This window comes from Methanoregula sp. (assembly GCF_002835825.1).
In the GTDB taxonomy this organism is placed as follows: domain Archaea; phylum Halobacteriota; class Methanomicrobia; order Methanomicrobiales; family Methanospirillaceae; genus Methanoregula.
Genome location: NZ_PIZH01000064.1, coordinates 1 through 8,115, shown reverse-complemented (window position 1 = coordinate 8,115; position 8,115 = coordinate 1). Strand labels below are relative to the sequence as shown.

Here is an 8,115-nt window from a genome sequence, read left to right as displayed (position 1 = left end):
ACTGAGTCCGGGTGCCTGCCCAGGACCGGAACACCACGGCGGCTGCGGCCACGGCCCGGCCGGGGGGCAGAACCCGGTCACAGCCATACCAGCAATGGCAGCGATGATCAGCACAAGAAGAACGATACCAACTTTGATCCCGGAATGCATGAAGTGAGATAACCACGGGTAAACTTATGGATTGCGCTCTGCTTATTTCCCAATCTTTAAGAGCATCTCCTCAAGGGAGGGGTACCGTGACTCGATCTTCTCGACCCTGCCGCCGGTCTCAGTGATTGTGGCCGTGCATTCGTTTAGTTGCTTCATGTCCTCTGCTTCGCAGACAAAGAAACCCTCTTCCTGACGGTACGTCTTGGAATGCCCAATCAGCTTCGCCGGATCATCTATGGAGAAGAATATGGTGTACGTGAGAGAGCCGAACTGGTCGCGGAGATCCTTCATCGTCCCGAACGCTACAACCTTCCCCCGCCGGAGGATCATCACCTTATCACAGATCGCCTCGACCTGGTACAGGTTATGGGCCGAGAGGACGATTGTTTTCTTGTCCTGCCGGAGCCGCCGGAGATAGTCCGCGATGAAGCGCGACGTCATCGGGTCGAGCCCGCTTGTTGCCTCATCGTAGACCAGGAAGCCCGGATCGTGAATGAGCGACCGGGCGATCGCGGCCTTCCGCTTCATACCTTTGCTGAATTCCCCGATCTTCTTGCCATCGGGTTCGAGTGAGAGCGCAGCAAAAAGCTGGTTTGAGCGGACTTTTATCTCCTGTGGGGAAAGCCCGTAGATCTCCCCGAAGAACGCGAGGTAGTTCTCGGCTGTCATCGTCTCGTAGAGCCGGGACTCCTCAGGAAGGTAACCGAGGTTCTGCTTCAGGGCAAGGGGGTCTTTTATCACGTCGATGTCGTTGACCAGGAGCTCCCCCGAAGTCGGGGTGATGAGACCGGAGATGATCTTCAGGAGCGTTGTCTTGCCCGCCCCGTTGTGGCCGATGATCCCGAAGATCTCGCCGTCCTCGAATTCGAAACTGACGTCGTCAAGCGCCAGAAATCCGTCGAAGTCTTTTCTCAGGCTGCGGGCCGTGATCATGGGAGGTCGCCTTTCGATCAGACTTGTGTTGACCGGGTGATATAAGTTGGGATGCCGGCATCCGCCTTGAGCAGGGATCGTTTTTTATTGTTCCCGGCAAACGCACTGCATCATGTGCCGGAACATCTGCCTCGGTTTCCTGGCGCTCCTGGCTATTCTTGTTCTTGCGGCAAATGCCGGGTGTTCCGGGCCGGAACATCCTCCCGCAGTCACGCAGGCACCTTCGGGTACCGCGACAACTCCCCTTCCGGCAACACCTGCTGCGTCAGCTACACCGTTAGTGACAGCAACTCAATCGGCTCACGAAACGAACGTTTTGCAGCCGGCCAATACCACCATCGCACCTGTCACTATTGGGCCTTCCCCCACCCCGACCCAAATCTCCGAGGCTGCACTCAATGCCCGGATCGTGGACGCCCGGAACAAACTGGAGATGTTCATCGACAGCGATGTCGCCGACACGGAGATCGTCCACACGGGCAGTCCCCACAACTGCGATGTGAAGAAGTCCAAGGAGATCGGGTACCTGATCGATGTGAACACAGGTGAATCCACGTTCATCAAGGGCGACTACTGGAGCATCAACGCAAATCTCTTCTCAGGCCCGATGAGAAAAGACCGTGAATATATCATCATCCACACCCACCCGCGGATGTGGGTGACCTGCGGCGGTTCCGGCATCTACAGCCTGTACACGTTCTCGATCGGCGACCTGGCTGCAACCGCGAATCTCACAAAACAGGGATACCAGGTTCAGAAACTGATCGCGATTGCCGATAAGGACTACCGGATCTGGCCCTACGAGAGGGATGGCTGGAAGACGGATACCGATATTATGCATGCAGTGGACCGGATCGAGACCCGGGTGGGCCGGCCCTTCTCGTATTATGACCCCGTGTTCGAGCAGACATTCTACGATGTGGACAACCTGATGCCGCTCCTGGCAGAGGAACTGAACTACCACTACACCGTCAACAACAATATCATCAACTAACTGCCGTCATCGTGAAGTAGATATAGGTACCCGGCATTACACTCACTATCGTTGCCGGATGTCCGGGAAGACGGGCAGCGGCCGAAAGGACGGCATAACAGGAGAGCAGATGGGTGCGCTTACCGATATCACGACCATTGCGCGATGGGAAGTAAAGAAGTCCTTCTCCATGATGAGCCGGGATGTTCTCCCGCTCGCCATCGTCCTGTTCGTCCTGCTCGTTGCCGTCACCGGCTTCTCTGCCCAGAGCGGCCTGCACCTCCAGGACGGGATGTACCGGATCGGGGTTTCCGACCCGGCCATGGCACAGATCCTGGCTGAAGATGCACGGTTCACGGTTTTCCAGCTTCCCGAGAGAGACCTGATTGCCCAGCGGGGAGAATTTGATATCCTTGTCATCAACGGCTACGCGTACACGGGCACCGGGAGTCGATCCGTTGCGGCACGCAAGACTCTTGAACGCGACTACGCGAAGTACGTGGGCAGCGTGTATAACCGCGAAGAGGATCTCTTTGCCGCGTACCCGCTCTGGATCGACACGCAGAGCGTGAAGAGTGAACTCAGTTTCCTTGCCACCCAGAGCGGCCAGTACGTCAGCGCCGCACCGGTGCGGGCTGCACCGGTGCCGGAGGGGCCGGTGGAGCAGGTAGCGACACCCTCACCGACACTCTCTGTCACCAAAGAGGAACTCCGCGGACAGCTGGTCAAGTCCAATGCCGAGAATTCCCAGATCTCCCGTTACACCGAAACCCTCTCATCGTCAACCGGCACAATGGGCACGTTCAAAACCCCGTCCCAGCTCTCGCCCCCGCTCCCGTTCGACTCCATCATCCTCGTCTTCGTCTTCATCTTCCCGCTCTACTTCACGAGCCAGTTCTTCATGATGAGCATCATGAACGAACGGATCGAGCGGAAGGGCGAGGTCCTCCTCTCGGTACCAGTGAAAACGGTGTCGATCATCATCGGTAAGATGCTCCCGTACCTCATTGGGATGCTTGCGATCTGTGCCGCTCTCACGCTCTGGATCCGGGCCTCACCACTTATCCTCCTCCCGCTTGTCCCGGTCATCTTCTTCTTCCTTGCAAACGCGCTCCTCATTGGGATGCTTGCACGATCATTCAAGGAACTCTCCTTTGTCTCGATCTTCTTCTCGACCGTAGCCACCTCCTACCTCTTCTTCCCGAGTATCTTTGCCAACGTCCATGTCATCAGCCTCATCTCGCCGTTAACACTCATCGTCCTTACCCTGCAGGGCACACCATGGACTGCTGCCGATTACCTGTACTCGACATCGCTCTTCTGGCTGACAAGCGCCGTCCTGTTCTATATCGGGGCCAGGAACTTCAAAGAAGAGCGGCTCTTCTCGGAGAAAGGGCTCGTGACGCGTATGCGGGAATTCCTCTCGGAGATCCTCTCGCGGAAGCACCCGTTCCTCTCGCTCTTCCTCCTCACGGGATTCTCTATTCCGTTCGTCTTCATGGTCCAGATGATGTGCCTCGTCCTCTTCTTCAACCTCCCTATGCCGGCATCGCTCGTCTTCCTCCTCCTCTTTGCCGCACTGATCGAGGAGACAGCAAAAGGGATAGGGATCTACACGATGTATATCCGCGACCCCGGTTTTTTGACCTGGAAGAATCTCCTCCTTGCCAGCGCGGCAACCGCCATCGGGTTCCTTGTGGGGGAGAAACTCCTCCTCTTCGTCACCCTTGCCCAGATCTCGGACTCGGTCTTCGGGAGCATCCTCTTCCTCTCCCTCGGGTCTCTCTGGCTCCCGCTCCTCCTCCACTTCGTTGGAGTGTTTATCGTTGCATGTTTCATCAAGAAATGGGGGGCGAAAGGGTTTGTTCCGGGGCTTGTCCTTGCCATGGTTGTCCACTGTCTCTATAACCTCTACTTTATCCTCGGGTGGTTCTTATGAAGGTAAAGCACCTGTCCATCATCGCAAAGAAAGAGTTCCGCGGCCTCCTCTCGGAGCGGACGATCCTGCTTGCCATCCTTCTCCAGCTCTTCGTCGCCCTCTTCTCCTCGTTCCTGATGGTGGGGCTTACCTCGATGTACGACCCCTCGTCGCTCTCGAAGTACTCGCGGTTCAAGTACAATATCGGCTACGCAGGTGAAGAATCGGATATCTCCCGCTATCTCTATGCCAGCCCGGACTTCCGGGTCTTCCCGATGGATCTCTCGACCGGGGTGACTGCTCTCAAGGAACGGAAACTTGCCGCCGTGATCTGGGTCCCGGACACCGCCCCGGATGCCGATGACCCCATCAAGATCACGCTCTATACCCTGCAAAACGATCTCCAGAGTGCTATCGTCGATGTCAAGCTCAAGGATATATTCCTGCGATACGAGAAGGACCTGCGGGAGGTCCGGGAGGAGCGGCTGAACGATCGTCCGCTGCCGCTCCGGTTCCCCCCGGCGTCCGAAGGCGGTGACTTTTACGAGTTCGTGTACGGTCTTTTGATCCCGCTCCTGGTCTTCATGCCGGCGATCATCGCTTCAGCACTCGTCATCGACCTGATCACCGAAGAATACCAGCACGACACGCTGGAGACACTGGTCTCGACACCGGTCACGTTCTCCGAGATGATCTGGGGTAAGGTCCTGGCCTGCGAGGTCCTGGTCCCCGTCCAGGCCGCGGTCTGGCTGATACTTCTGATGATCAACGGTATCGCGATCGAGAACGCGGGCCTGATCCTGCTGCACGTTACCGTAAGCTCCTTTGTCCTCGTCCTGCTGGGCGCACTGACAGCACTTCACTACCGCGAGCGAACCGCTGCCCAGTTCATCTTCTCGACAGCACTTGTTGTCGTGATTCTTTTTGCCCTCTCCCTGCCGGCAAACCCGATGAACCTCCTGACGAGGCTTGCGGTGGGAACGGCGGGTATAGAACAGTGGGTGGTTCTTGCGGCAGTCCTTGCAGTGGCAGGTCTGCTCGGGTATGCGACACAGAAGTACGCGGAACGGATCAGCAGGATCAGTTACACCGGGTAATAATCAGGGTAACCGGGGGAAGACCGGAAAAACAGATGCCCGGGGATAATCCGGGATATTCAGAGACGGTTCACCAGTAGTTCCTTGTCAAGGACTTTATAGGACTGCCCGACGCTCGTCACATAGACCTCGACACGGTCACTACCCCTTGTACCTTTGATGATGATCTCGTCACCCCTTCGTGGCTGCCGCTGGTTGTCGTTCATGTATTGTTCAATAACCTGTCCGTCTGACAGGGTTGCCTTCAGGAAGATATTCTGGATACTCACTTCACCCTTGCCGCCATTGTACAGGAGATGGATCGAATAGTCCGGCCGCTCCTTGGTCAGCTGAACATCGACATATTGTTCTGCGGGCAGGGTCTGCACGGGCAGTGAAGCCTCCGGAGTGGAAGTGGGGATATCGGGCGATACCGTACCCTGCGGGGAGGGCGTTGCTGTACCACTGTTCATCAACACGCCGGTTGGGCTTGTACAGCCGGCAGCGAAGGTACAGAGCACGACTCCGGCAAGGACAATGAGGATCCGGGCAGTCTTCATGCTGATCCCTTGCATGTATTCATATTACTGATTTGTGCCGGAAACGGTGCCGCAGGTCGCGAATCAAAGACGCGGGCAAAAATCCGGAAAAGAACGATACATTAAAAAGGACTCTGGATGAAGTTTACGTATCAGGAGTCTATCGAATGTTCTGTCCTAAATGTGGAAAAGAGACGGATGCCTCCGGAAAATTCTGCCAGTGGTGCGGGGCCGATATCGAGTCGGTCCAGTCGCGGCCGGTCGCCGCCCCTGTGCCGGAAGAGGACGAAGGGCCCGATGTCGGTGTATACGCCGGTCTGGGAAGGCGTCTTGTTGCTTTCATCGTAGATCTCATCCTAATCCTGCTCATCGACCTTGTCGTAGCCGGTGCACTGGGCCTCTTCCGGGGTTTCCAGAATCTTTTCTTCTATACCGTGCAGCGCATCCCCGTTGAACAGCTCACTGTCGAGGGTACCACGGCTGCCCTGTTCGGGTCGATCGTTGCGGCGTACGGGATCACCCTTATCGTGGTCCCCTGGGCATACTATGCAGGCTTTGAATCCTCCCGCAGCCAGGCGACGCCGGGAAAAGTGCTGATGAAACTGGTGGTTACCGACCTTGAGGGGAATAAACCGAGCTTTGCCCGGACCACACTCCGGTTCTTCTGGAAATATATCTCCGTCCTGATCATCTTCATCGGCTTCATCATGATTGCGTTTACCCGGAAACACCAGGGACTCCATGACATCCTCTCAGGATGCCTCGTGCTGCTGCAGCAGGAATCTCAATAACCCGATATCCTTCTCTTTTTTTTGTTTTCACACCTGCTCGTTCAACCGGCAGCGTGCCTGCCGGTAAAAAGGGAATGTACCGTTTGCCATGAAATCCGGGCCCTTCCCAGAACGGCCGGGTTCACTTGTACCACAATTTCAGGCCGAGCAGCACGAGGATCAGGGTGAATGTAATAATGTTGGCAGCGATGATGGGCAGGGATCCAACCTGGATGCCGTAAAATGTCCAGAGGATTACCCCGGTGGCAAAGAGGACCAGCATCGCAAGCGAGAGATCACGGGTCTCCTTCATCTTCCAGGCTTTGACCACCTGCGGTACGAATGAGATGGTGGTGAGGGCGCCGGCAATATAGCCGACAATGACAATGGTGTCCATGATATGACTCTCAATGAATTCACTGCACGATAATTTATACTGGTCGCGTCCCGCTTAGTCCTGTCATTATGAGACCAAAGGTTCCGGCGAGTACTGGTCTGCAGCCACCTGCCACGCATGTTCTTCTTTCACAAGAAAGAACATGTCCCGGCCCCGCATAATCTGCCGGACCCCGCCCACGGTACAATCGATCGTGAAAAAGTATGTTACAACACTACACTGTCCGCCGGCAAACAGCTCTACCTTATGATCGGACTCCTGCCAGGAATGGATCGTTGCGGCCTGCGCAAATCCTCTCCAGCCTGCAACATAGGCATCCCGTCCTTCAAGGCGTCCAGGTGCCGATGGAACGATGGCAACGGCATCTTCGTGAATATACTTACGGAATTCTGCTTCATGCCACCCGGTAGTCCAGGCCTTGTTCATGGCCCTGATCGTTGCGAGGACCTCAGTCGTGATCGTTTCGGTATTCATATCAGTCTCCATCAGGATAGTCTGCCAGTGACAAGATAAACCGTAAGCAGGCACAGGGCGAAAATGAGATGCGGTACCTGCTATGCAGAGGATTACTGGGGGAACATCTCTGTTACCAGATGGCTCACCTCTTCCAGCCATGCCTTCCGCTGCGCATCCGTGCTGGTCACTACGACCCCGAACATCCGGCGCTGGACAACCGGTACCCCACAGAATGCAAGGATACAATCCTTCCAGAGCCGTTCAAGCGGATCTCCGAAGACCTCGATCTCCCGCTGCCGGGGGGTATTGGACGTGTTGAAGACCAGCGCGGCTTTCGCATTCAGGAGCCCTGCCGGAATACCTTCACCGGAATCGGACTCCGCGAACTGGTAGGCAACTCCTGGCCGGAGGACGCGGTCAATCCAGCCTTTGAGGATCGCGGGCGGCATTCCCCACCAGTCAGGATGGACGATGATGATCCCGTCGGCTGTAACAATCTCGGCGCAATACAGCGCGATATCCGCGGGAAGTTGTCCGTCACGGGGGATCTCTTCAGCATGAAGAAGGGGATCGAACGTTTCCGCATAGAGGTCATGGAAGGAGACGGTATGACCGGTATCACGGAGCGCACGGGTAGCTGTCGCGGCGATTGCATGATTGAAACTTCCCGGCCGGGGATGTGCAAGAATCAGGGAGATTTTCATGGCTTTCACACGATTATTTCCGTGCGGTTGCCTTGAAGAACGTGTAGCAGAAGACACCGTCTTCTTCGGCAGTGCGGTGAAGTGCTGCGATCCCCCGATCCCACTCTTCCCGGGTCATCAGGCCCTTCTCCAGAACCGTGGCCCCGACACCTTCAACCATAGCCGTAAACGTCAGTTTTGTAAAACCGTCCACAAGGGC

9 protein-coding genes and 1 pseudogene are annotated in these 8,115 nt (G+C 56.2%); 4 read left to right on the top strand and 6 right to left on the bottom strand.

All coding sequences use genetic code 11. The features are described from left to right. Positions 1–192 precede the first annotated feature (192 nt). Positions 193–1,083, bottom strand: coding sequence for an ABC transporter ATP-binding protein (locus CW742_RS03935; RefSeq protein WP_292416738.1), 891 nt, complete (start codon positions 1,081–1,083; stop codon positions 193–195). A 112-nt stretch (positions 1,084–1,195) separates the two neighbouring features. Here CW742_RS03935 and CW742_RS03930 point away from each other — a divergent pair, with 112 nt between their 5' ends. From CW742_RS03930 to CW742_RS03920, 3 genes are all read left to right on the top strand, one after another. After that, complete coding sequence (locus CW742_RS03930) at positions 1,196–2,077, top strand: hypothetical protein (protein WP_292416735.1); 882 nt, start codon at positions 1,196–1,198, stop codon at positions 2,075–2,077. Positions 2,078–2,186: 109 nt separating this feature from the next. Beyond that, positions 2,187–3,995 carry a PrsW family intramembrane metalloprotease gene (locus tag CW742_RS03925; RefSeq protein ID WP_292416742.1) on the top strand — a complete coding sequence of 603 codons (1,809 nt, stop codon included), beginning with the start codon at positions 2,187–2,189 and terminating at the stop codon, positions 3,993–3,995. After that, positions 3,992–5,071, top strand: coding sequence for an ABC transporter permease (locus tag CW742_RS03920; protein ID WP_292416732.1), 1,080 nt, complete (start codon positions 3,992–3,994; stop codon positions 5,069–5,071). Before CW742_RS03925 ends, CW742_RS03920 begins: the two co-directional genes overlap by 4 nt. Before the next feature lie 59 nt (positions 5,072–5,130). Here CW742_RS03920 and CW742_RS03915 read toward each other — a convergent pair whose 3' ends face one another. Beyond that, entirely contained in the window at positions 5,131–5,610 is a 480-nt protein-coding gene (locus CW742_RS03915; protein ID WP_292416728.1) for a hypothetical protein, read from the bottom strand. 146 nt (positions 5,611–5,756) lie between these two features. Here CW742_RS03915 and CW742_RS03910 point away from each other — a divergent pair, with 146 nt between their 5' ends. Further along, positions 5,757–6,380 carry an RDD family protein gene (locus CW742_RS03910; RefSeq protein ID WP_292416726.1) on the top strand — a complete coding sequence of 208 codons (624 nt, stop codon included), beginning with the start codon at positions 5,757–5,759 and terminating at the stop codon, positions 6,378–6,380. A 121-nt stretch (positions 6,381–6,501) separates the two neighbouring features. On the opposite strand, the gene CW742_RS03905 is transcribed toward CW742_RS03910, so the two are convergent. From CW742_RS03905 to CW742_RS03890, 4 genes and pseudogenes are all read right to left on the bottom strand, one after another. Further along, positions 6,502–6,756 carry a SemiSWEET family sugar transporter gene (locus CW742_RS03905; protein WP_292416723.1) on the bottom strand — a complete coding sequence of 85 codons (255 nt, stop codon included), beginning with the start codon at positions 6,754–6,756 and terminating at the stop codon, positions 6,502–6,504. A 66-nt stretch (positions 6,757–6,822) separates the two neighbouring features. Further along, the gene (locus CW742_RS03900) at positions 6,823–7,230 is read right to left on the bottom strand and encodes a nuclear transport factor 2 family protein (protein ID WP_292416720.1); all 408 of its coding nucleotides are present in this window, start codon (positions 7,228–7,230) and stop codon (positions 6,823–6,825) included. Positions 7,231–7,322: 92 nt separating this feature from the next. Next, a complete protein-coding gene (locus tag CW742_RS03895; protein WP_292416718.1) occupies positions 7,323–7,916 on the bottom strand; it encodes an NAD(P)H-dependent oxidoreductase in 594 nt (197 codons plus the stop codon). Positions 7,917–7,929: 13 nt separating this feature from the next. After that, positions 7,930–8,115: pseudogene (locus CW742_RS03890) on the bottom strand (SAM-dependent methyltransferase); the annotation flags it as partial.